Here is a 21668-nt window from a genome sequence, read left to right as displayed (position 1 = left end):
ACAGCGAACTGTGTATCGTTATTGATGGAGTCCACACTCCGTCTTCTCATTACCTGACCAGCGTCCAGCACGAGGATCTTCGCCCGGAAGGACTTCACGCGTGCATTGCTCACAACCGACGCTGGGATAGTTACGATCATGTAGCGGATTATACAGCACTTCATGCGTATGAATATAGTTCCACACGTCCTCTGATGTCCAGCTTGCCAACGGGTTGAATTTAACAAGACCGAACTTTTCGTCATACTCAATCTTTTTTGCATTTGCACGGGTAGGAGCCTGATCTCGGCGAATGCCAGTAATCCATGCATCGTATTGCGATAAAATACGTGTTAGCGGCTCTACTTTACGTATACCACAGCATGTGTTGGGATCTGATTTCCAAAGCTCTTCTCCATGCTTAGCCGCTTGCTCTTCCGGAGTAATTAAGGGAGATACCCGCACAAAATCCATGTTGTATTTTTCCTTCATCTGATCACGCGTATCGTAAGTTTCTTGAAAATGAAAGTCAGTGTCCAAATAAAAAACATCACTGGAGGGACTAATTTTTTGCAGCATATCTACAAGCACTACATCCTCCGCCCCAAAGCTACAAGCAAAGGTTAGGTTGGGGAATGTATGAACAGCATACTGGATAATTTCTTCGGGCGTAGCCTCTTCCAGCTCAATTGCCTTGACCTTAATCAATGCTTCTTTCTCCAATAAGTTCATTATTAATGCGCCTCCGTCTGAAGATTCATAAATAAGTACCATGTTCCAAAAGCCGACTAAACTAATAAGAATAAATAAAGTATAAAACTTTCATATTCATTGTCAATCCACAGTATGTGGGCCTGATATAAACATTACTCAGTCTGAAATCAGCAGGAAGGTTGTTCTGTCAGCATTCTATAACCCTATCCCCGGCATTCGACCAGGTTCATTGACTTTATATAAAATATTCTTATACAGTTCATTTGGGAATGATCCTAAGGTTACTTGGAAACTAAAGGTAATTAGTCGAAGAAAGAAGGTTTACTTGAATGGAAGCTTTTTACGTCAACGAAGACGGTTCACTCGCTACTCCGCTCAAAGGAAAAGATGTACTCACTAATCTGCTTTTAAACAAGGGTGTTGCCTTTAGACCGAATGAACCAAGTAGTTAGGGCTTGAAGGTATACTGCCTACGACGGTCCTGACCTTGGAAGAGCAGGCCGAACGTGCGTATAAGCAGTTTCGCTCAACCAACCATGCTGCGTAAGAATGCTTCGCTAAATGACTTGTATCATCGGAATGTGGTCTTATACTATCGTCTCCTTACGGATCACCTAAGCGAAATGCTTCCGATTGTCTATACACCAACCGTAGGTCAAGCTATTCAGGAATACAGCCATGAGTATCATCGTCCCGGTGCGGTATATCTTTCCATTAATAATGTGGACGGCATCGCACAGGCTTTTGCCAACACGCAATTGAGCGCTGACGATGTAGACTTAATCGTGGTTACTAACTCCGAAAGCATACTCGGTATTGGGGATTGGGGTGTGGGAGGCATTAACATCGTCATAGGTAAGTTAGCAATGTATACAGTGGCAGCTGGTATTAGTCCGGGGCGTGTGCTACCTATCGTATTAGATGTTGGGATTAAAAATGAAAAATTGCTACAAGACCCTCTCTACTTCGGTAATCGACAACAGCGGATGTGTGGAGAGCAGTATGACCGTTGTATTGATGCATTTGTACAGCATACATGGGGACAGTTCCCGAATTTACTTCTTGATTGAGAAGATATGGGTAATGTTAACGCCCGCAATATTATGGAAGAGTACGGAGAACATATTCTCACGTTTAATGATGACATACAAGGAACAGGTGCGGTTATATTAGCAGCTGTTATTTCGGCGTTAAAGGTGACGGGAATTCCATTACAGGGGCAACGAATTCTTATTTTCGGCCCAGGTGCCGCAGGGATTGGAAATGCCGACCAGATTCGAGATGCTATGATAAAGCAAGGACTGTCTGAGAAGGAAAGCAGCCAACGTTTTTGGGCTTATGATTACCGAAGGCTGTTAACCGAGGGGATGGAGAATATGTTCGACTTTCAGAAACCCTATTTGCGTTCCGAAGACGAAGTATGTTCATGGGCGCGATCAGATGACGGTAAAATCTCTCTAATTGAGGTCATTCGTCAGATTAAGCCTACTATACTGATCGGCACCTCAGGTGTACATGGTGCTTTCTCAGAGAAAACTATAAAAGAAATGGCTAATCTCGTTGAACGGCCTATCATCATGCCTATGCCTAACCCTACAGCGCTCGCAGAGGCAATTCCAGAGGATCTGAGTCGCTGGCACAAGGTAGGGCGCTTATCACTACTAGAAGCCCCTTTGAGCCTATCACCTATGACGGGACGGTTTATGAAATCGGACAATTAAACAATGCATTTGTGTTCTCAGGATTGGGGCTTGGCGCGATTGCAGTACAGGCCAAGACGATCACCGAAGGTATGTGTACCGCCGCTGCAAATGCTGTGGCTGAGATGGTGGACAGCACTAAGCCTGGAAGCGCCCTTCTACCCAGTGAACACAAGCTGAAAGAGGTATCCTTTGCTGTAGCCTTAGCCGTGGCAAAGGCAGCTTTACAGGACGGTACAGCCAGTGCCCAACCAGATCATATAGAGCAGCCGCTTCGTGAACTCATGTGGAAACCGAACTATAGACGTGTAACTGCGCTAAGCTAAGACGATTATACGGAAGTATGATTGAGTATTCACTTCGTATCATATTTAGTCACAGGTTATGAACACAACGGGATATCTGAATTTGAAATAAACAAATACGATTGTGAATAACATAACTGTCTTTGATCACAACGTGGACAACTTCGAGTGTTCCTTGCAATCAAGGCGGTTATTTTGTGTCCATACGCTTTATAATTCACTCCTACACTTTACTATCTGGTTAATCGCTGGGTTGAGGATGAATCAAACGTTCTAGTTAAGGCAGCTTTAGCACTTATCCACATGTGGATATTTTCAAAAAATATTTATAAAAATACAAAAGAACCCTTTCCATAAGGAAAAGGTTCTTCTGTATTCGAAATATTAACGTTTCGAGAACTGTGGTGCACGACGAGCGGCTTTGAGACCATATTTTTTACGTTCTTTCATACGTGGGTCACGAGTCAAGAAGCCTGCTTTTTTCAAAGCTGGACGGAATTCCGGATCTGCTTTCAGCAGAGCACGGGAAATACCGTGGCGGATTGCGCCCGCTTGACCAGAGATACCACCACCATGAGCGATAACGAGTACGTCATAACTACCCACTGTTTCAGTTAGGTTCAATGGTTGTTTTACGATCAGTTTGAGTGTTTCCAAACCGAAATATTCATTAATATCACGCTTGTTGATGACAATGCGTCCTTCACCCGGTACGAGACGAACACGAGCTACCGAATGTTTACGACGACCTGTCCCATAGTATTGTACTTGTGCCATGAAACTGTCCTCCCTTTTAATTATCCGCGAAGTTCGTAAACTTCAGGTTTTTGTGCTGCATGTGGATGCTCTGCGCCTTTGTAAGCTTTAAGTCTCAGCTTCATTTTCTCGCCTTGACGAGTTTTAGGAAGCATACCGTGAACAGCCAATTCCAGCATACGCTCAGGCTTGTTCTTAACCATGTCTTGTGCAACCGTTACTTTCAGACCACCCGGATGCAGGGAGTGACGGTAGTATTTCTTCTTCTCCATTTTCTTACCAGTCAATACGATTTTCTCCGCATTGATTACAACAACAAAATCACCTGTGTCCACATGTGGTGTAAACTGTGGCTTGTGTTTGCCGCGAATCAACGCAGCCGCTTCGCTTGCCAGACGGCCGAGCGTTTTGCCTTCGGCATCAATGATGTGCCAATTGCGCTCAACTTCATTTGGCTTCGCCATATACGTAGTACGCATGAAAAGTTTCCTCCTTAAGTTCGTTAACAGAAATCATCATTTATCTTCGTTCGTTAAGTTGCTGCATTATTGATGGATTAGATGTGTTTGAAAGTGATCGTCTTAATTGGGGCTGTGGGAAAGCCATTAAGAAAACACAACTTTTATATTACAGGATAAACATCAATTCTGCAAGGGTAAAATCAATGTTTTTTATTATTTTCGTCGTACTCCACATTCCAGAGGATTAAAGCATGTCCAACGGCCGTAGGACCAGCCTTTGAGCGGTTTTTAGCCTCCAAAATGGAAGGAATATCATCCGACGATTTTTTGCCTTCTCCCACTTCCAACAAAGTCCCCATAATGATCCGAACCATGTGCTGCAAAAAACCACTGCCTGTAATATACGTATGAATAATTCCCTGATCATCCGAACCCGGACGTGAAAAGGAATAGTCTACCGTCATGTAGGCTTCGTAAATGGTGCGGACATGATTCGTTTTCTGGGAACGTCGGGATGCGAACGATGTATAGTCAAAAGTACCGATCAAATGGGCCAGCCCTTCCTCCATCGCTCGTATATCCAAACTCGTTGGGTGATGTGCCTCTGTACGACGGTGAAAGATGTCCGGAAACCGGTTCGCATTAATGCTGTACCGATACGTCTTCCGCTTCGCCATACGGCGTGCATGAAAGGACAACGGCACCTCTTTCGCATCCGTAACGATGATATCACGAGGCAGCCAGGCATTGAGTGCCAGACACCAGCGCTGTATCGGGATCGGTGATTCAGTATGAAAATTGAATACCTGTCCATATGCATGTACACCGGCGTCTGTGCGGCCTGAGCCTGTGATTTTAAGACGTTCGCCCGTCAATGAGTAAATAGCATTTTCAAGATAGTCCTGAATGGTATTACCATTGGGCTGCGTTTGAAAGCCATCATAGCGGGTTCCGTCATAGTTCACCTTCATGCACAAATTCCGCATGTTTCTCACACCTTTGCAGGGGTATTCACTGGCCTTATAAGGAATAACCGAACATAACAAAGGAGAAGCCCTTCAGGACTCCTCCAAGAGAAAAAAAGGGCTGTTCAGAATCAAGCCGATTCTGTCCACCCTTCCCTCATCTTCGCCTGTTTACGCGCGGTCAACCAGTTCCAGATATACCATTGGAGCGGCATCGCCACGACGAGGTCCTAATTTTAAGATACGAGTGTATCCACCTGGACGCTCAGTGTAACGTGTAGCCAATTCGCTAAACAGCTTTTGGATTGCATCCTGCTCACCATCCAAAGTTTCACGGCGAACGAACGCAGCCACTTGACGGCGTGCGTGCAGATCTCCTTTTTTCGCTTTAGTGATCAGTTTTTCAGCAATAGAACGAACTTCTTTCGCTTTAGCCTCAGTAGTTTGGATACGCTCGTACAAGAACAAATCGGTTACCAAATCACGAAACAAAGCTTTACGGGCACTGGAGTTACGGCCCAATTTTTGGTATGCCATGTAGTTTCCCCTCCTTCACAAAAACGTTGCTGTACTATTCTTCCGTACGAAGTCCTAAACCAAGTTCCTCGAGCTTCTCTTGTACTTCTTCCAAAGATTTGCGGCCCAGATTGCGGACCTTCATCATATCTTCTTCAGATTTAGTAGTGAGTTCTTGTACCGTATTGATACCAGCGCGCTTAAGGCAGTTATATGAACGGACGGAGAGATCCAACTCTTCGATCGTCATTTCAAGAACTTTTTCTTTCTTGTCTTCTTCTTTTTCGACCATAATTTCAGCATCTTTTGCTTCGTCGGTTAGACCTACGAACAACATCACATGCTCGGTCAAAATTTTTGCTCCAAGGCTTACTGCTTCCTCAGGGCGAATACTTCCGTCAGTCCAAACCTCAAGTGTCAGCTTGTCGTAATTCGTAACCTGGCCGACACGCGTATTTTCAATGCCGTAGTTAACACGTGAAATCGGAGTGTAGATGGAGTCGACGGGAATGACGCCGATCGGCTGGTCATCACGTTTATTCCGATCCTGCTTAACGTAACCACGACCGCGATTGGCGAAAATACGCATGTGAAGTCTCGAACCCGGTCCGAGCGTAGCAATGTGAAGATCCGGATTAAGAATTTCCACATCACTGTCCGCACGGATATCTCCTGCTGTTACAACTCCTTCGCCTTCCGCATCGATTTCGAGTACTTTCTCTTCATCCGAGTGGATTTTAAGCGATAAAGCTTTCAGGTTCAGTATGATCTCCGTTACGTCTTCCTTCACACCGGGAACCGTTGCAAATTCGTGCAAAACTCCATCGATCTGAACCGATGTGACTGCTGCCCCCGGTAACGAGGATAACAGAATACGGCGAAGCGAGTTTCCCAGCGTCGTACCGTACCCGCGTTCCAGCGGTTCTACTACGAATTTTCCATAGGTGCCATCATCATTGACGTCTACCGTCTCAATTTTCGGCTTTTCGATTTCTATCACTGCAATATCCCTCCTTCAAAACGTCGCTCCTATATGAAACATTCACCTTATCCATAGTCTATCATGTAGTATACCTAAACATCCATTCTTGGCAGTTTGTGCCGGATTTATACTACACGCAGAGGAGAAATCTCATTAGACGCGACGACGTTTTGGAGGACGGCATCCGTTATGAGGTACCGGAGTTACGTCTTTAATCAGGTTAACTTCCAGTCCAGCTGCTTGCAAAGAGCGGATTGCTGCTTCGCGTCCTGCACCTGGTCCTTTAACCATGACTTCGACAGTCTTCATGCCGTGTTCCATAGCAGCTTTAGCAGCTGTTTCTGCGGCCATTTGAGCTGCGAATGGAGTAGATTTACGGGAACCACGGAATCCCATGCCGCCTGAGCTGGCCCAAGAGATTGCGTTACCGTGTGGATCTGTGATCGTAACGATCGTGTTGTTGAACGTGGAACGGATGTGTGCCACGCCAGTCTCGATATTTTTACGGTCACGGCGTTTTGTACGTACGACTTTTTTCGGTTTAGCCATTGAATGTTATCCTCCCTTCTTATTTCTTTTTGTTCGCTACAGTCCGACGAGGACCTTTACGGGTACGAGCATTAGTTTTGGTACGTTGTCCGCGAACAGGCAATCCACGACGGTGACGAACACCACGGTAGCAGCCAATCTCAGTCAGACGTTTAATATTTAAGGAAATTTCACGACGCAGATCGCCTTCTACTTTAACTTCTTTGTCGATCGTTTCACGTAATTTGCTCACTTCATCTTCAGTCAAATCACGAACACGCGTGTTTGCACTGATGCCTGTTTCCTTCAAAATTTTCTGAGAAGTCGTTTTACCGATTCCGAAAATGTAAGTCAAGGCGATCTCAACGCGTTTGTCACGTGGCAAATCCACACCAGCTATACGAGCCATTTTACGCTACACCCCCTTCTATTAACCTTGTTTTTGTTTGTGTTTCGGATTTTCGCAAATAACCATTACATTCCCTTTACGGCGAATGACTTTGCATTTCTCGCAAATAGGTTTTACAGAAGGTCTTACCTTCATGTTGATTACCTCCTCCAAGCTTTACCCTAGTAAAACTCGCTTCGTGAACATTCACATCGTTTTGCCGAGCAAAACAAGTTTTTTTTATATGACGTACGTTTAATTAAACCTGCATGAATTACTTGCGGTACGTAATACGGCCTTTAGTTAAATCGTAAGGCGATAACTGTACAACCACCTTGTCACCTGTCAAAATACGGATAAAGTGCATCCGCAGTTTTCCGGAAACATGTGCAAGAATTTGATGACCGTTCTCCAGCTCTACCTTGAACGTAGCGTTCGGCAGTGGCTCGATTACCGTACCTTCAACCTCAATGACATCTTCTTTGGCCAAAGTCAGTCTCCTTTCTCTTCAGCTTGGTATTCGGACGACTCCAAGAATGTTTTCACTGCATGACGCAGCTTTCCATTTGTCACCCGACCGCTTTCGTTTAAACTGTTTACAACCTCGCTACTAATCTTGGTCTGAGGCATCAGATGAAGAACGTTTTTCTTCTTCGACTGATCAAACTTTCGTTTGTCCCCATCCGCAATATATACAAACCTGCTGTCCGCTATAGAAACGACAACCGCAATCTGTCCAACATCTCTGCCTTTCAGAATCTTCACCAGCTGACCGATTTGCAGGTTTCCTTGCTGAATCATTCAAATCACCTACGCACTCAGTTTCGTGAAAATGTCCATGCCGTCCGTTGTGACCGCCACCGCTTGCTCGTTACGAGCACGAGAGGCCACGTTCACCGTTACGACCGTCCAGTTGTCTTCCAGCGCCCCTACATGGCGAGAACCTATACGAACCATGAGTTCAATAGCCAGCACCATGCCGGTTTTCAGCCTCGGCCCCTGTTCGGGAATACCACGGCTTGGATTCTCAATATATTGCCGAATGGTATGCGACATTGTAAACTGGCGAGTCTTTGCGATGATATCGCCTTTGTTTAACTTGCGTTTGCCGGGAAATCCGTGCACCAGTTGTTCGTTGACTGAAGCGCAAATGCTGGCAGGAAAACCGTTATAACCTTTAAAAGACGGCACAGCTCCTTGACTGCAAATATACCGATCAGCTAAATGATCAAGTTCACCGGTCGTCATACCGGGCTCGATGTGTTCCACCAAGAAATGATTCGTTTCCGTATCCACTCTCTTAGCTTTCCTCATAAAGCTTAATTCCGTCCCCGACTTGCAAATGATCATTACAGCTAACCCCGCAACAAGGACACGATATTTTTGGAAACCACATCAATATCCTGTTCTCCGTCAATGTGACGCAGAAGATTCTGGTTCTCATAAAACGTGAGGAGTGGTGCTGTTTTATTACTATATTCGTCAAGTCGTGTTCTTACGCTATCCTCGTTATCGTCAGGGCGTTGATAGAGCTCCCCGCCATCTTTATCGCAAATGCCTTCAACCTTCGGAGGATTAAAGACAACATGATAGCTAGTTCCACAGATTTTGCAAACTCGCCGTCCTGTGATTCGTACCAACAATTTGTCACGATCCACTTTCAGGTTGATGACATCATCAAGCTTCGTATCCAAACGACCCAAGATTTGATCCAAGGCTTTAGCTTGAGCCAAAGTTCTTGGAAAACCGTCCAGCAAGAAACCTTTCTTACAGTCCGGCTGTTGCAGTCGTTCTTCAACGATGCCAATCGTTACATCATCTGGAACAAGTTCACCCTTGTCGATATATTCCTTGGCTTTAATGCCAATAGGTGTTCCCTGTTTCATCGCCAGGCGAAACGCATCACCTGTCGAGATATGAGGAATGCCGAATTCCTTCACAATGACATCTGCTTGTGTACCTTTACCAGCCCCCGGAGGGCCCATGATTAAAATATTCACAATCTGTCACTCCTCAAGACGACCCCTACACAAGAAACAGCACAAAAGGTGCCGGTAAGTATGCGAACATCCTAAGCCGGAACCTGTTGCCTATTTGTTGATGAAGCCTTTGTAATGGCGTTTGATCAGTTGGCTTTCGATCTGCTTCATCGTATCCAATGCTACACCGATAATGATGAGCAATGAAGTACCGCCAATTTGCACGGAACGAGGCAAGCCCGAAAGCGAACCGAAGAATACCGGCAATACGGATATGACTGCCAGGAACAAGGCTCCTGTCATTGTCAAACGTGACATTACTCGTGTCAGGTATTTCTCCGTGGCTTTACCCGGACGAATTCCCGGAATATAACCGCCGTTTTTCTTCATGTTGTCGGCCATTTGCTGCGGATTCATCTGTACAAAGGTATAGAAGAATGTGAAACCGATAATCATTACGACATACAAAACCATACCCAGCGGCTTGTCATAATACAAGTAAGTGGTAATCCACTTCGCCCAAGCATGATCTGCCCAAAAACTCGCAATAATTGTCGGGAATTGCAGCAATGATACCGCAAAGATTACCGGAATAACGCCTGCCGCATTAATTTTCATCGGAATATGCGTATTCTGGCCACCGTACATTTTGTTGCCAACTACACGTTTGGCGTATTGTACCGGAATTTTCCGAATACCTTGCTGGATGTAGATAACACCCACGATAATCAGAATAATCACCAAAGCAATAATAATTGCCTTCAGAATATTCATAAACAGCTGATCTGCCTGAATAAACTGGGATTCTACAACCGTCCGAATATGTCTTGGAATACCTGCCGCGATCCCTGCAAAGATAACGATAGAGATACCGTTGCCGATTCCCTTTTCGGTAATTTGCTCACCTAGCCACATAAGGAACGTAGTTCCTGCTGTAAGCACAATAGCTATCACCAGATAATCTGCAAAAGTGGCTCCTGGAATCATCGCTGCACCATACAGTCGGTTAAAGCCGATCGACGTTCCGAATGCTTGAATCAAGCCCAGTATTACCGTACCATACCGTGTAAGTTGAGCCAACTTCTTTTTACCATGCTCTCCTTGTTTAGCCCATTCCGCAAGTTTCGGAATAACGTCCATTGACAGCAACTGTACAATGATGGACGCTGTAATATATGGCATAATCCCGAGGGCGAAGATCGAGAACTGATACAAAGCGCCCCCTGAGAAGGTGTTAAGGAGTCCAAACAACTCGCTTCCTGCCTGATCCTGAGAAGTAAAGACTTGCTTGTTCACGCCGGGAACCGGCACGAAGGAGCCAATACGATATACAAACAGTATAAACAGGGTAAACAGGATTCGGGTTCTAAGATCCTCAACCCGCCATATATTTTTCAGGGTCTTGAACATTAGATCACCTCGGTTTTACCGCCGGCAGCTTCAATTTTCTCTACCGCAGATTGAGAGAACTTGTTCGCTTTAACTGTCAATTTCACAGTGATTTCACCGTTACCCAGAATTTTAATTCCGGATTTCGCGTTTTTCACAATGCCATTGTTCAGCAAAAACTCAGGGCTTACTTCTGTACCTGCTGCAAAACTGTTCAAATCTTCGATATTCAAAACCGCATACTCTTTACGAGTAGGATTTACGAAACCGCGTTTAGGCAAGCGACGATACAGTGGGTTTTGACCACCCTCGAAGCCCGGACGTACACCACCGCCGGAACGAGCGTTTTGACCCTTATGACCACGACCAGAAGTTTTACCCGTACCGCTACTAGGACCACGACCCAAACGTTTACGTTCTTTGCGGGAGCCTGGAGCTGGGGAAAGCTCATGTAACTTCATCGTTCGTTGCACCTCCTTGATTATTGTTAAAATGCTTTATTTCTTAAGCCTCAATTTCTTTAACAGAAACCAAATGGCTAACTTTATTAATCATCCCGCGAATCGCTGGATTGTCGGGTTGAATTACTTTATGGTTGATTTTACGCAAGCCGAGCGTTTTAACAGTCGTTCTTTGAGTACCAGGACGACCGATCAACGAACGAACGAGGGTAATTTCTAATTTCGCCATGACATTCCCTCCTTAGCCCAGCAGCTCTTCGATGGATTTGCCGCGCAATTTTGCAACCTCTTCAGCGCGTTTCAAGCGGGACAAACCTTCCAATGTCGCATTGACCATGTTCATGGAATTCGAAGAACCTAGAGATTTTGTCAAGATATCACCTACACCAGCAAGTTCCAGTACAGCACGAACCGGACCGCCAGCGATAACTCCAGTACCTTCCGATGCCGGTTTCAACAGAACCCGGCCAGCACCGAACTTACCTGTAACAAGGTGAGGAATAGTTGTTCCTACGAGTGGAACGTGAACCAGGTTTTTCTTAGCATCTTCAATACCTTTGCGAATCGCATCAGGTACTTCGCCAGCTTTACCGATTCCAGCGCCTACCCAGCCGTTACCGTCGCCTACTACTACCAGAGCACTAAAGCTGAAACGGCGTCCGCCTTTGACAACTTTAGCTACGCGATTAATATTTACTACTCTTTCAGTCAGTTCCAAAGTGTTCGGATCTACACGCAAGTCGTTAACCTCCTTTTGAGAAATGTCTTAGAATTCAAGGCCTGCTTCGCGAGCTGCATCAGCCAAAGCCTGAATCCGTCCATGATACAAGTATCCACCACGGTCAAATACAATGTTAGCATGACCTTTTTCTTTTGCACGTTTAGCAACGAGTTCGCCAACCTTACGAGCTGCTTCTACGCTACCACCGCTTTTGATTTCACTGCTCAGTTCTTTATCCATAGTGGATGCAGATACCAATGTTACACCAGCTACATCATCAATCAATTGTGCGTAGATATGTTTGGAAGAACGGAACACGTTCAGACGAGGACGAACAGCCGTACCTTCGATTTTCTTACGTACACGCAGATGTCTTCTGACACGTGCTTTATTTTTATCTTGTTTTGTAATCATCTTAAGTTTTCACTCCCTTCAGTTTGCCTTTTAAAGCTTTATACTAAGACGCACTGGGTAAAAAAGAAGTACGAAGTCTTTCCGGTAGAAAGACCGCACAAAGTCGGTAAGAAACTTATTTCTTCTTACCGGCTTTACCTTCTTTACGAATGATGCGCTCGCCTTCGTATTTAATCCCTTTACCTTTATACGGCTCAGGTTCACGAACGGAACGAATTTTAGCAGCGTAGGCACCTACACGCTCTTTATCAATTCCGCGAACGATGATTTTAGTGTTCGAAGGAACTTCGAATTCGATGCCCGCTTCCGGTGTGATTTCAACCGGATGAGAGTACCCAACGTTCAGAACGATTTTATCTCCGGATTTGCTTGCACGATATCCGACCCCAACCAGCTCCAGAGATTTTGAAAACCCTTCAGTTACACCACTTACCATGTTGTTGACAACGCTGCGGGTTGTTCCATGCAAAGAACGGTGAATTTTGTTGTCCGAAGGACGAATTACGTTGATTTCATTGTTTTCCACAGTAACGGACATGTCTTTATGAAGCTCACGAGTCAATGTTCCTTTAGGACCTTTAACTGTGATCGCTGTGTTGTTCAAAGTTACGTCAACACCACTTGGTACTGTGATTGGCTTACGACCAATACGGGACATATCTGTTGCACCTCCTATCTTTTAAACGTTATCTTACCAAACGTAGCAAACCACTTCTCCGCCGGCTTTAGACTGACGCGCTTCTTTGTCGGTCATGATACCTTTGGATGTCGAAATGATCGCGATCCCGAGCCCACCCAGAACGCGTGGAATCTCATTGCTCTTCGTGTAAACGCGAAGACCTGGTTTACTGATTCTTTTCAAACCTGTAATAACACGTTCGTTGTTTGCACCGTATTTCAAGAAAACACGGATGATCCCTTGTTTGCTATCTTCAACAAATTCCGCATCACGAATGAATCCTTCACGTTTCAGGATGTCGGCGATTTGTTTTTTCATTGTAGATGCAGGCATTTCTACTGTTTCGTGACGAACTGTGTTCGCGTTACGAATACGAGTAAGCATATCTGCAATTGGATCAGACATAGTCATTGTGTATAAACCTCCTTCCCAAACAGACTTTTTACCAGCTTGCTTTTTTCACGCCAGGAATCTGGCCTTTATAAGCTAATTCACGGAAGCAAATTCTGCAGATCTTAAACTTTTGCAGCACCGAATGTGGACGACCACAACGCTCGCAACGAGTATAAGCACGAACTTTAAACTTTGGTGTGCGTTGTTGTTTGACTTTCATTGAAGTTTTTGCCACTTAGCCTGACACCTCCTAAATAGTTTCGGAGAACAGGGTGTCTTTTATATCAGACGCCCGAAACGATATGCCAACATTACTTTGCGAAAGGCATGCCCAGCTGAGTCAGAAGCTCACGGGACTCTTCGTCAGTTTTGGCAGTCGTTACGATAACGATGTCCATACCACGAACTTTATCAACTTGATCGTATTCGATTTCCGGGAAGATCAACTGTTCTTTCAGACCAAGCGTGTAGTTACCACGTCCATCGAAAGCTTTTGTCGAAACACCATGGAAGTCACGTACGCGAGGAAGCGTGATGTTGAACAATTTGTCCAAGAAGTAATACATACGCTCACCACGAAGTGTTACCTTTACACCGATCGGCATGTTTTCACGCAATTTAAAACCTGCAATAGATTTTTTTGCGCGAGTGACTACTGGTTTTTGACCAGCAATCAACTGCATGTCGTTCACAGCCGAATCAAGCACTTTGGAGTTTTGGACTGCGTCGCCAACACCCATGTTGATTACAACCTTTTCGATTTTAGGCACTTGCATTACCGATGTATAGCTGAACTTCTGCATCAAGGCAGGAGTGATTTCTTTCAAGAAACGCTCTTTCATTCTTGTTGTTGCCATGAATCATAGACCTCCTTTCATTAAAAAATAATTAGTCGATCACTTCGCCAGAACGTTTTGCAATGCGCACTTTTTTTCCGTTGTCCAATACTTTGTAACCAACACGAGTTACTTTTCCGCTCTTCGGATCAATGTGCATAACGTTGGAAACGTGAATCGGAGCTTCTTTCTCGATGATGCCGCCTTGTGGATTCAGCTGATTAGGCTTTTGGTGTTTTTTAATCATGTTAACACCTTCCACAAGCACACGGTTTTGACGAGGGTAAGCAGCGATAACGCGACCTTTTTTTCCTTTATCTTTACCTGTAATCACCAGAACAGTATCGTCTTTTTTGACGTGCAGCTTGTTGTTATGAGATTCCAGAACTTTTTTCACTTTTGGCATTTCGTACACCTCCTACGGGCACATTTTAAGGTGAATTTAGATCACTTCCGGAGCCAAGGAAACGATTTTCATGAAGTCCTTGTCACGAAGCTCGCGAGCAACTGGTCCGAAAATACGAGTACCACGTGGGCTCTTGTCTTCTTTAACGACCACTGCTGCGTTCTCGTCAAATCCGATGTAGGAACCGTCTTTACGGCGGATAGAACGTTTAGTACGAACGACAACCGCTCTTACTACATCACCCTTTTTGACAACGCCGCCTGGTGTTGCTTGTTTTACGGAACAAACGATCAGGTCACCAATTTGAGCTGTACGACGTCCCGTACCACCGAGCACACGGATACACATCAGTTCCTTCGCGCCGGAATTGTCAGCTACAGTCAAACGTGTAAATGGTTGAATCATTTATTTATCCTCCTTTCGGAAAAACTACACTACATTAGATTATAACAGCTTTTTCAACGATTTCGACCAGTCTCCAGTTTTTGTCTTTGGACAAAGGGCGAGTTTCCATGATTTTAACAGTATCACCAATTTGTGCGGTATTGTTTTCATCATGAGCTTTAAATTTCTTTGTTACTTTAATGCGTTTATGGTAGAGATTATGTTTTTTGTAAGTTTCTACAGCAATTACAATCGTTTTGTCCATTTTATCGCTGACTACTTTACCGACTAACACTTTACGGGCATTACGTTCGCTCATTGTTGGCCTCCTTCCTAATTACAGGCGGAATCTCCACCCGGTCTGATATCTTAGCTAATCCCAAGTTCTCTTTCGCGGATCACGGTTTTAGCACGAGCAATTTCCTTACGTACATCGCCGATCCGAGTCGGGTTATCAAGCTGACCGGTAGCGAGTTGAAAACGAAGGTTAAAGAGTTCTTCTTTGAACCCAGAGATCTTTTGTTCAATTTCAGCAGTGGTTAGGTTGCGAAATTCACTAGCCTTCATTTGCTTCACCACCCAATTCTTCACGTTTCACAAACTTAGTTTTGATTGGCAGTTTGTGAGCGGCAAGACGCATTGCTTCACGAGCAACCTCTTCCGGAACACCAGCAAGCTCGAACATGATCTTTCCTGGCTTCACTACTGCAACCCATTTTTCTACGTTACCTTTACCACTACCCATACGAACCTCAAGAGGCTTCTGAGTAATTGGTTTGTCAGGGAAAATTTTAATCCAAACCTTACCACCACGTTTGATGTAACGAGTCATCGCAATACGAGCAGCTTCGATCTGACGGTTAGTAATCCATGAAGGTTCAGTAGCTTGCAAACCATACTCACCAAAGTTCAGTGTAGTACCGCCTTTTGCACGACCCTTCATATGACCACGTTGTTGCTTACGATGTTTTACGCGTTTTGGTACCAACATGATTAGTTGCCTCCTTCCTGAGGAGCTTGTTTCTTAGCTGGAGGAAGAACCTCTCCACGATAGATCCATACCTTTACGCCAATACGGCCGTAAGTTGTATGAGCTTCCGCTGTACCGTAATCAATGTCGGCACGAAGCGTATGCAGTGGAACTGTTCCTTCGCTGTACCCTTCGGAACGAGCGATTTCGGCACCGCCAAGACGTCCGCCTACTTGAGTTTTAATTCCTTTTGCTCCAGAACGCATAGTTCTTTGGATCGCTTGTTTCAAAGCACGACGGAAAGAAACACGACGTTCCAATTGTTGTGCAATGCTCTCAGCAACCAAGATTGCATCCAGCTCAGGATTTTTAATTTCAGAAATATTAATGTGTACCTTTTTACCGCCTGCGATTTTAGTGATTTCATTACGCAAGTTTTCAACTTCGGAACCACCCTTACCGATAACCATACCAGGCTTCGCAGTGTGAATCGTTACGTTGACACGGTTAGCTGCTCTCTCGATTTCAACACGGGATACAGCGGAATCTTTCAATCTTTTTTTCAGATGTTCACGAATTCTAACGTCTTCTAGCAAAAGATCACCGAAATCTTTGCCTGCATACCATTTGGATTCCCAATCACGGATAATACCGATTCGGAGTCCGATTGGATTTACCTTTTGGCCCACACGTTTTCCCTCCTTATTTTTCAGATACCACCAAAGTAATATGACTGGTGCGTTTATTGATGCGGCTTGCACGTCCCATTGCACGCGGGCGGAACCGTTTCATTGTAGGACCTTGGTTCACAAAAACTTGCGATACAACCAAGTTGTTCACGTCCAAAGAGTAGTTGTGGTCTGCATTTGCAATAGCAGAGTTCAACAGCTTCTCAACGACTGGAGAAGCGGATTTCGGAGTATGGCGAAGAATTGCGATCGCCTCACCAACCTGCTTGCCGCGAATCAAATCAATAACGAGTTTAACTTTACGAGCGGAAATCCGTACGGATTTAGCATGTGCTTTTGCTTCCATTGAGTTTACCTCCTCTCAAACACTACGCTGTGTTGATTATCTTCTTGTTTTTTTATCGTCATCCGAATGGCCTTTATAGGTACGTGTTGGAGCGAATTCGCCCAATTTGTGTCCTACCATATCTTCCGTTACGTATACTGGCACATGTTTACGACCATCGTATACACCAAACGTATGTCCAATAAATTGCGGGAAAATTGTAGAGCGACGGGACCAAGTTTTGATCACAACTTTTTTGTCCGATTCGTTCAAAACCTCTACTTTTTTCAACAAGTAACCATCAATGAATGGTCCTTTTTTGAGACTGCGACCCATGTATGAATCCTCCCTTCGTTAAAACGTTGTCGTTCCTTAATATGTTAACGTGCGACTTAAGCGCACATCTTATTACTTAGTACGACGACGAACGATGTATTTATCAGATGCTTTGCCTTTTTTACGCGTTTTGTAACCAAGGGTTGGTTTACCCCATGGAGACATTGGAGATTTACGTCCTATTGGAGCGCGACCTTCACCACCACCGTGTGGGTGATCATTAGGGTTCATTACAACACCACGAACTTCAGGACGTTGTCCCAACCAACGGCTACGTCCGGCTTTACCGATCTTCACCAATTCATGGTCTTCGTTACCAACAGAACCGATTGTAGCGCGGCAAACTTTCAGAACGCGACGAACTTCACCAGAAGTCAAACGGATTGTAACATACTTCTCTTCTTTACCAAGAAGCTGGGCTTCCGTACCGGCAGCGCGAACGAGTTGACCACCTTTGCCCGGTTTCAATTCGATATTGTGAATAACCGTACCTACTGGAATGTTCTCCAAAGGCAAAGAGTTACCGATTTTGATATCGGAACCTACGCCGGAAACCACTTCGTCCCCTACTTTCAAGCCTTTAGGAGCGATGATATAACGTTTTTCACCATCCACATAGTGGATAAGTGCGATGTTGGACGTACGGTTCGGATCATATTCGATCGTAGCAACGCGGCCCGGTATTCCATCTTTGTTACGTTTGAAGTCGATAATACGGTATTTACGTTTGTGTCCACCGCCATGATGACGAACCGTAATTTTACCTTGGTTATTACGTCCAGCTTGCTTGCTCAGAGGCGCCAGCAACGATTTCTCGGGCTGATTAGTTGTGATCTCTTCGAAAGTAGATACAGACATAGCGCGTCTGGCCGGGGACGTCGGTTTATACTTTTTAATTGGCACTGAGTTTCCCTCCTTACTTTACAGTTTCAATTATACCGTTTCAAAAAACTCAAGCGGCTTACTATCTTTGCTCAGCGTTACGAACGCTTTTTTCCACTCGCTCGTATAGCCGGAATGACGTCCGTAGCGTTTTGGTTTTGCAGGAACACGAAGCGTGTTTACGTTACTTACTTTCACGTTAAAGATCGCTTCGATTGCTTTTTTAACTTCGACTTTGTTGGAACGAATGTCTACCTCGAAAACGTATTTCAAGTCATTCATCATACCAGCCGTACGTTCGGTGATAACCGGACGTTTGATAATATCACGAGGATCCTTCATTACGCGAGCACCTCCTCTACCTTCTGAACTGCTTCCTTCGTAATGATCAGTTTGTCGTGTCCAAGCACGTCAAGAACATTAATGCCGTCTGCGGCTACAAACTTCACACCAGGAATATTACGAGCGGACAGTGCCACATTATCATCATAGCTTGGGGCTACGATTAATGCTTTACGGTCAGCTTTAAGGTTGTTCAAAATGGCTGCGAATTCTTTCGTTTTAGGTCCGTTCAGTGTAAGAGCGTCCAATACGATGATTTCATTCTCAATCACTTTAGAAGACAAAGCCGATTTGATCGCCAAGCGACGAACCTTTTTAGGTAATTTGTAAGCATAGCTGCGTGGAGTCGGACCAAATACAGTACCGCCACCAACCCATTGCGGTGCACGGATCGAACCTTGACGAGCGCGGCCAGTACCTTTTTGTTTCCAAGGTTTACGTCCGCCACCACGTACTTCAGAACGTCCTTTTACTTTGTGAGTACCTTGACGCAGGGAAGCCAATTGCATAACAACAGCGTCATGAAGAACGTGTTTATTCGGTTCGATACCGAATACTGCGTCGTTCAATTCAATTTCACCAACTTGGCTGCCGCTAATATTAAAAAGTGCTACTTTTGGCATTTTGTGTTCCTCCTTTCTTCAGTTGTTTATTTTTTCACCGTTTCTAATACTTTAATGAAGCTGTTTTTAGGTCCTGGAATGGAGCCCTTCACGAGCAATACATTACGTTCTGTATCGATCTTAACAACTTCAAGGCGTTGGATCGTTACCGTTTCATGCCCCATGTGTCCTGGCAGGTGTTTACCTTTAGGAACGCGGTTAGCTTGAATGGAGCCCATCGAACCTGGACCTCTGTGGTAACGCGAGCCGTGTGCCATTGGTCCGCGGCTTTGTCCCCAACGTTTGATAACGCCGGCAAAACCTTTACCTTTAGATATACCTGTTACGTCAACGAATTCGCCTTCTGTGAAGACATCAGCCTTCAGTTCTTGGCCAACCTCGTACGCAGCAAGGTCGATGCCACGAAGTTCACGAACGTAGCGCTTAGGTGCAGTATTTGCTTTTTTCGCATGTCCCGCTTCAGGTTTATTGGATCTTTTTTCTTTTTTATCAGAGAAACCGAGTTGAATAGCTTCATATCCATCGTTTTCCAGATCTTTCTTTTGCAGAACAACACAAGGGCCCGCTTCGATAACCGTAACAGCAAGTACGTTACCTTCAGGGGTAAACACTTGAGTCATTCCGAGTTTTTTTCCTAAGATACCTTTCATGTTGACACCTCTTTTCTTTTCCTAATCACAAATTACAATTTAATTTCGATATCTACACCGGACGGCAGGTCCAAGCGCATCAAGGCATCCACAGTTTGTGGAGTCGGGTTAACAATGTCGATCAGACGCTTATGTGTGCGCATTTCGAACTGTTCCCGGGAATCCTTGTACTTGTGTACCGCACGGAGAATAGTAATGATTTGTTTTTCAGTTGGCAGCGGAATGGGTCCAGATACACCTGCGCCCGAACGTTTAGCTGTTTCAACAATTTTCTCAGCGGATTGATCAAGAATTCTGTGGTCGTAAGCTTTCAAACGAATACGAATCTTTTGCTTTGCCATTTTAGTCCCTCCTTTTATCGCCCAATTTGGTATCGGACATACTCCGTGAAAATTTTCCGACATCCCTCCCATGGCAAAGGGGCCGGGTGTGTCAGTAACCTCTCACATCATCGCACAGTCACAAACAACATTAGTTATTATATCTAATAGTTCTGCCTATTGCAAGCAAAAACGAAAAAAAACAATGTATCTTATTTTGAAAAGATACAGTTGCACTCGCAGCTCGCGATTTATTCAAGAGAAAAGCCCCCGCACCAGGGCGGGGGCTTCTTTTAGCTCCGTTCCAATACAATGTTACTCGTTCCAGTACAATGTTGCATTATTTAAAGGCCAAAGCCTCTTATTTTGTGATTGTTGCTACCGCACCAGCGCCAACTGTACGTCCACCTTCACGAATAGAGAACTTAGTTCCTTCTTCGATAGCGATTGGGTTGATCAGTTGAACAGTAACTGTGATGTTGTCACCAGGCATTACCATTTCGGAACCTTCTGGCAAAGTGATGATACCAGTTACGTCAGTTGTACGGAAGTAAAACTGTGGACGGTAACCAGTGAAGAAAGGCTTGTGACGTCCACCCTCTTCTTTAGTCAAAACGTAGATTTGAGCAGAGAATTCTGTATGAGGTTTAACAGAACCTGGTTTAGCCAATACTTGGCCACGCTCGATTTGTGCACGATCTACACCACGAAGCAATGCGCCGATGTTATCGCCGGCTTGAGCAGAGTCAAGCAATTTGCGGAACATTTCTACGCCTGTTACTACGGATTTACGGGATTCTTCTTGAATACCGATGATTTCGATTTCTTCGCCCACTTTAATAGTACCACGCTCTACACGGCCTGTAGCAACTGTACCACGACCTGTGATGGAGAATACGTCCTCGACAGGCATCAAGAAAGGCTTGTCAGTGTCGCGTTCTGGAGTTGGGACGTAAGTGTCGATTATTTCGAACATTTCAACGATTTTCTTAGCATAGTCGCCCTCTGGGTTTTGCAGAGCTTCACGAGCGGAACCGCGAATGATTGGAGTGTCGTCGCCTGGGAAGTCATATTCGCTCAGCAAGTCACGAACTTCCATTTCAACCAGTTCCAACAGCTCTTCGTCTTCAACCATGTCACATTTGTTCAGGAATACAACGATGTAAGGAACGCCTACTTGGCGGGACAACAGGATGTGCTCACGAGTTTGCGGCATTGGGCCGTCAGCTGCGGATACAACCAGAATCGCTCCGTCCATTTGTGCAGCGCCAGTGATCATGTTTTTAACATAGTCGGCGTGACCTGGGCAGTCAACGTGTGCATAGTGACGGTTAGGTGTTTCGTACTCCACGTGTGCTGTGGAGATTGTGATACCGCGTTCGCGCTCTTCTGGAGCTTTATCGATTTGGTCGAATGCTACAGCAGCACCACCGTAAGTTTTGGACAATACAGTTGTGATTGCAGCAGTCAAAGTAGTTTTACCATGATCGACGTGACCAATAGTACCGATGTTAACGTGCGGTTTGTTACGTTCAAACTTAGCCTTTGCCATTTGAACAATTCCTCCTCAATAAC

At 44.9% G+C, this 21668-nt stretch carries 36 protein-coding genes and 1 pseudogene; 1 reads left to right on the top strand and 36 read right to left on the bottom strand.

The window, feature by feature from the left end; genetic code table 11:
* Window positions 1-18: 18 nt before the first annotated feature.
* A complete protein-coding gene (locus ACIFQM_RS13610; protein ID WP_044647216.1) occupies window positions 19-711 on the bottom strand; it encodes a phosphoadenylyl-sulfate reductase in 693 nt (230 codons plus the stop codon).
* A gap of 311 nt (window positions 712-1022) precedes the next feature.
* Here ACIFQM_RS13610 and ACIFQM_RS13605 point away from each other — a divergent pair.
* Window positions 1023-2719, top strand: a pseudogene (locus ACIFQM_RS13605) (NAD-dependent malic enzyme).
* Between the two features lie 363 nt (window positions 2720-3082).
* Here the strand turns inward: ACIFQM_RS13605 and rpsI are convergent.
* From rpsI to tuf, 35 genes are all read right to left on the bottom strand, one after another.
* Entirely contained in the window at window positions 3083-3475 is a 393-nt protein-coding gene (gene rpsI, locus ACIFQM_RS13600; RefSeq protein ID WP_013312140.1) for a 30S ribosomal protein S9, read from the bottom strand.
* 20 nt (window positions 3476-3495) lie between these two features.
* The gene (rplM, locus tag ACIFQM_RS13595; RefSeq protein WP_014278298.1) at window positions 3496-3933 is read right to left on the bottom strand and encodes a 50S ribosomal protein L13; all 438 of its coding nucleotides are present in this window, start codon (window positions 3931-3933) and stop codon (window positions 3496-3498) included.
* 182 nt (window positions 3934-4115) lie between these two features.
* Window positions 4116-4901, bottom strand: coding sequence for a tRNA pseudouridine(38-40) synthase TruA (gene truA / locus ACIFQM_RS13590; protein WP_430038550.1), 786 nt, complete (start codon window positions 4899-4901; stop codon window positions 4116-4118).
* A gap of 150 nt (window positions 4902-5051) precedes the next feature.
* Window positions 5052-5417: a 50S ribosomal protein L17 gene (rplQ, locus tag ACIFQM_RS13585; protein ID WP_013312143.1), complete on the bottom strand. Its 366-nt coding sequence runs from the start codon at window positions 5415-5417 to the stop codon at window positions 5052-5054.
* A 34-nt stretch (window positions 5418-5451) separates the two neighbouring features.
* The gene (locus tag ACIFQM_RS13580) at window positions 5452-6396 is read right to left on the bottom strand and encodes a DNA-directed RNA polymerase subunit alpha (RefSeq protein ID WP_014278300.1); all 945 of its coding nucleotides are present in this window, start codon (window positions 6394-6396) and stop codon (window positions 5452-5454) included.
* A gap of 135 nt (window positions 6397-6531) precedes the next feature.
* Window positions 6532-6927: a 30S ribosomal protein S11 gene (rpsK, locus tag ACIFQM_RS13575; RefSeq protein ID WP_013312144.1), complete on the bottom strand. Its 396-nt coding sequence runs from the start codon at window positions 6925-6927 to the stop codon at window positions 6532-6534.
* A 19-nt stretch (window positions 6928-6946) separates the two neighbouring features.
* Window positions 6947-7315 carry a 30S ribosomal protein S13 gene (gene rpsM / locus ACIFQM_RS13570; protein ID WP_007432560.1) on the bottom strand — a complete coding sequence of 123 codons (369 nt, stop codon included), beginning with the start codon at window positions 7313-7315 and terminating at the stop codon, window positions 6947-6949.
* Window positions 7316-7336: 21 nt separating this feature from the next.
* Complete coding sequence (gene rpmJ, locus ACIFQM_RS13565) at window positions 7337-7450, bottom strand: 50S ribosomal protein L36 (RefSeq protein ID WP_003333770.1); 114 nt, start codon at window positions 7448-7450, stop codon at window positions 7337-7339.
* Between the two features lie 118 nt (window positions 7451-7568).
* A complete protein-coding gene (gene infA / locus ACIFQM_RS13560; RefSeq protein WP_006212898.1) occupies window positions 7569-7784 on the bottom strand; it encodes a translation initiation factor IF-1 in 216 nt (71 codons plus the stop codon).
* A 2-nt stretch (window positions 7785-7786) separates the two neighbouring features.
* Window positions 7787-8095: a KOW motif-containing protein gene (locus ACIFQM_RS13555; RefSeq protein ID WP_430038548.1), complete on the bottom strand. Its 309-nt coding sequence runs from the start codon at window positions 8093-8095 to the stop codon at window positions 7787-7789.
* 9 nt (window positions 8096-8104) lie between these two features.
* The gene (locus ACIFQM_RS13550; protein WP_430038546.1) at window positions 8105-8644 is read right to left on the bottom strand and encodes a M24 family metallopeptidase; all 540 of its coding nucleotides are present in this window, start codon (window positions 8642-8644) and stop codon (window positions 8105-8107) included.
* Window positions 8645-8649: 5 nt separating this feature from the next.
* On the bottom strand, window positions 8650-9294 hold the full coding sequence (locus ACIFQM_RS13545; RefSeq protein ID WP_430038544.1) for an adenylate kinase: 645 nt from the start codon (window positions 9292-9294) through the stop codon (window positions 8650-8652).
* Between the two features lie 90 nt (window positions 9295-9384).
* Entirely contained in the window at window positions 9385-10683 is a 1299-nt protein-coding gene (secY, locus tag ACIFQM_RS13540) for a preprotein translocase subunit SecY (RefSeq protein ID WP_025685931.1), read from the bottom strand.
* Window positions 10683-11123, bottom strand: coding sequence for a 50S ribosomal protein L15 (rplO, locus tag ACIFQM_RS13535; protein WP_013312149.1), 441 nt, complete (start codon window positions 11121-11123; stop codon window positions 10683-10685). The genes secY and rplO overlap by 1 nt, the downstream gene beginning before the upstream one ends.
* A 43-nt stretch (window positions 11124-11166) precedes the next feature.
* Window positions 11167-11352 carry a 50S ribosomal protein L30 gene (gene rpmD, locus ACIFQM_RS13530; RefSeq protein WP_430038542.1) on the bottom strand — a complete coding sequence of 62 codons (186 nt, stop codon included), beginning with the start codon at window positions 11350-11352 and terminating at the stop codon, window positions 11167-11169.
* A 12-nt stretch (window positions 11353-11364) separates the two neighbouring features.
* On the bottom strand, window positions 11365-11862 hold the full coding sequence (gene rpsE, locus ACIFQM_RS13525) for a 30S ribosomal protein S5 (RefSeq protein ID WP_013312151.1): 498 nt from the start codon (window positions 11860-11862) through the stop codon (window positions 11365-11367).
* A 27-nt stretch (window positions 11863-11889) separates the two neighbouring features.
* Entirely contained in the window at window positions 11890-12258 is a 369-nt protein-coding gene (gene rplR, locus ACIFQM_RS13520) for a 50S ribosomal protein L18 (RefSeq protein WP_010348806.1), read from the bottom strand.
* A 115-nt stretch (window positions 12259-12373) separates the two neighbouring features.
* Window positions 12374-12916: a 50S ribosomal protein L6 gene (rplF, locus tag ACIFQM_RS13515; protein WP_430038539.1), complete on the bottom strand. Its 543-nt coding sequence runs from the start codon at window positions 12914-12916 to the stop codon at window positions 12374-12376.
* Between the two features lie 33 nt (window positions 12917-12949).
* Complete coding sequence (gene rpsH / locus ACIFQM_RS13510) at window positions 12950-13348, bottom strand: 30S ribosomal protein S8 (RefSeq protein WP_014278308.1); 399 nt, start codon at window positions 13346-13348, stop codon at window positions 12950-12952.
* A 31-nt stretch (window positions 13349-13379) separates the two neighbouring features.
* Window positions 13380-13565: a type Z 30S ribosomal protein S14 gene (locus tag ACIFQM_RS13505; protein WP_013312154.1), complete on the bottom strand. Its 186-nt coding sequence runs from the start codon at window positions 13563-13565 to the stop codon at window positions 13380-13382.
* Between the two features lie 76 nt (window positions 13566-13641).
* Complete coding sequence (gene rplE / locus ACIFQM_RS13500; RefSeq protein WP_430038537.1) at window positions 13642-14187, bottom strand: 50S ribosomal protein L5; 546 nt, start codon at window positions 14185-14187, stop codon at window positions 13642-13644.
* A 31-nt stretch (window positions 14188-14218) separates the two neighbouring features.
* On the bottom strand, window positions 14219-14572 hold the full coding sequence (rplX, locus tag ACIFQM_RS13495; RefSeq protein ID WP_013312155.1) for a 50S ribosomal protein L24: 354 nt from the start codon (window positions 14570-14572) through the stop codon (window positions 14219-14221).
* Window positions 14573-14608: 36 nt separating this feature from the next.
* Entirely contained in the window at window positions 14609-14977 is a 369-nt protein-coding gene (rplN, locus tag ACIFQM_RS13490; protein WP_007432573.1) for a 50S ribosomal protein L14, read from the bottom strand.
* A 34-nt stretch (window positions 14978-15011) separates the two neighbouring features.
* Window positions 15012-15275: a 30S ribosomal protein S17 gene (rpsQ, locus tag ACIFQM_RS13485; protein ID WP_430038535.1), complete on the bottom strand. Its 264-nt coding sequence runs from the start codon at window positions 15273-15275 to the stop codon at window positions 15012-15014.
* A 50-nt stretch (window positions 15276-15325) separates the two neighbouring features.
* The gene (gene rpmC / locus ACIFQM_RS13480) at window positions 15326-15523 is read right to left on the bottom strand and encodes a 50S ribosomal protein L29 (RefSeq protein ID WP_014278310.1); all 198 of its coding nucleotides are present in this window, start codon (window positions 15521-15523) and stop codon (window positions 15326-15328) included.
* Window positions 15513-15947: a 50S ribosomal protein L16 gene (gene rplP, locus ACIFQM_RS13475; protein WP_137060421.1), complete on the bottom strand. Its 435-nt coding sequence runs from the start codon at window positions 15945-15947 to the stop codon at window positions 15513-15515. Before rplP ends, rpmC begins: the two co-directional genes overlap by 11 nt.
* A gap of 2 nt (window positions 15948-15949) precedes the next feature.
* The gene (gene rpsC, locus ACIFQM_RS13470; RefSeq protein ID WP_044647211.1) at window positions 15950-16615 is read right to left on the bottom strand and encodes a 30S ribosomal protein S3; all 666 of its coding nucleotides are present in this window, start codon (window positions 16613-16615) and stop codon (window positions 15950-15952) included.
* 13 nt (window positions 16616-16628) lie between these two features.
* On the bottom strand, window positions 16629-16961 hold the full coding sequence (rplV, locus tag ACIFQM_RS13465) for a 50S ribosomal protein L22 (protein ID WP_354455247.1): 333 nt from the start codon (window positions 16959-16961) through the stop codon (window positions 16629-16631).
* Between the two features lie 36 nt (window positions 16962-16997).
* Window positions 16998-17276 carry a 30S ribosomal protein S19 gene (rpsS, locus tag ACIFQM_RS13460; protein ID WP_044647210.1) on the bottom strand — a complete coding sequence of 93 codons (279 nt, stop codon included), beginning with the start codon at window positions 17274-17276 and terminating at the stop codon, window positions 16998-17000.
* A 72-nt stretch (window positions 17277-17348) separates the two neighbouring features.
* Entirely contained in the window at window positions 17349-18179 is an 831-nt protein-coding gene (gene rplB / locus ACIFQM_RS13455) for a 50S ribosomal protein L2 (RefSeq protein WP_134912313.1), read from the bottom strand.
* Window positions 18180-18209: 30 nt separating this feature from the next.
* On the bottom strand, window positions 18210-18500 hold the full coding sequence (gene rplW, locus ACIFQM_RS13450; protein ID WP_013312159.1) for a 50S ribosomal protein L23: 291 nt from the start codon (window positions 18498-18500) through the stop codon (window positions 18210-18212).
* A complete protein-coding gene (gene rplD, locus ACIFQM_RS13445; protein ID WP_013312160.1) occupies window positions 18500-19123 on the bottom strand; it encodes a 50S ribosomal protein L4 in 624 nt (207 codons plus the stop codon). Before rplD ends, rplW begins: the two co-directional genes overlap by 1 nt.
* Before the next feature lie 26 nt (window positions 19124-19149).
* Window positions 19150-19773 carry a 50S ribosomal protein L3 gene (gene rplC / locus ACIFQM_RS13440; protein ID WP_430038531.1) on the bottom strand — a complete coding sequence of 208 codons (624 nt, stop codon included), beginning with the start codon at window positions 19771-19773 and terminating at the stop codon, window positions 19150-19152.
* Between the two features lie 32 nt (window positions 19774-19805).
* Window positions 19806-20114: a 30S ribosomal protein S10 gene (gene rpsJ / locus ACIFQM_RS13435; RefSeq protein WP_005544556.1), complete on the bottom strand. Its 309-nt coding sequence runs from the start codon at window positions 20112-20114 to the stop codon at window positions 19806-19808.
* Window positions 20115-20454: 340 nt separating this feature from the next.
* Window positions 20455-21645 carry an elongation factor Tu gene (gene tuf / locus ACIFQM_RS13430; protein ID WP_430038529.1) on the bottom strand — a complete coding sequence of 397 codons (1191 nt, stop codon included), beginning with the start codon at window positions 21643-21645 and terminating at the stop codon, window positions 20455-20457.
* Between the last annotated feature and the right edge of the window lie 23 nt (window positions 21646-21668).

Origin of the sequence: Paenibacillus sp. NRS-1782 (assembly GCF_050467685.1) — a bacterium.
GTDB lineage: Bacteria > Bacillota > Bacilli > Paenibacillales > Paenibacillaceae > Paenibacillus > Paenibacillus terrae_A.
This window is presented reverse-complemented; position numbering and strand designations above follow the sequence as displayed.